This window comes from Elstera litoralis, from assembly GCF_000963705.1.
GTDB classification, from domain to species: Bacteria; Pseudomonadota; Alphaproteobacteria; order Elsterales; family Elsteraceae; genus Elstera; species Elstera litoralis.
On sequence record NZ_LAJY01000931.1, the window covers coordinates 1 to 849 of the forward strand.

Below are 849 nucleotides of genomic sequence, written 5' to 3' on the forward strand. Positions count from 1 at the left end.
CCAAATTTAGCTGCCGCGATGCTCGATGRAAAAACCCTCTTCCGATTTATCTGCCGTTATAGTCTGAAACAGCAGATTGCGATTGTGCTTTGGACACTCGTTTCGTTTCCGTTTCTGTACTATTCGCTCGATTTACCCAAGACGATCGTGAATGAATCGATCCAGGGTAAAGAGTGGCCGATGACCATTCAAGGGTTTGAGTTGGGGCAGATGGAACATCTGCTCGTGTTATGTTTCAGCTATTTGGGGTTGGTACTTATCAATGGCGCATTCAAGTATTTCTTGAACGTCTATAAGGGCCGCGTCGGCGAGCGCATGAACCGGCGGTTGCGCTTTGCACTGTACGAACGGATTTTGCGTTTCCCCAATCATCATTTCCGCAAAACGCCGCCCGGCCAATTGGTGCCGATGATTACGGCGGAGGTTGAGCCCCTGGGCGGTTTCATCGGCGATAGTTTTGCCGTGCCCGCGTTTCAGGGCGGCACGCTGCTGGTTATTCTGACGTTCATGTGCCTGCAAGATCCAATCTTGGGCCTTGCTGCGATTGCGCTGTACCCCGTGCAGATGGTCGTTATCCCGCGCTTGCAACGGAAGGTGAATAACCTTAGCAAACAACGCATTCATTTAGTGCGCGAGCTTTCGGACGAAATTACCGAAACGGCTCTGTCGCTGCGTGAAATTCAAACCAATGGTACGAACCGTTTTCATCTCGCCATATTTTCAAAAATGATGGGTATTAACTATTGGATTCGCTTTGATATTTTCAAATGGAAATTCTTTATAAAGTTTTTGAATAATTTCATCGCGCAACTAACACCGTTTTTCTTTTATTCGATTGGCGGCTACCTG

The 849-nt window shown here is 47.9% G+C and carries 1 protein-coding gene; it reads left to right on the forward strand.

The window, feature by feature from the left end:
* Nucleotides 1–18: 18 nt before the first annotated feature.
* Nucleotides 19–849, forward strand: an 831-nt coding sequence (locus VZ95_RS20795) for an ABC transporter transmembrane domain-containing protein (protein ID WP_045777565.1), incomplete at its 3' end; no start/stop codon positions are given.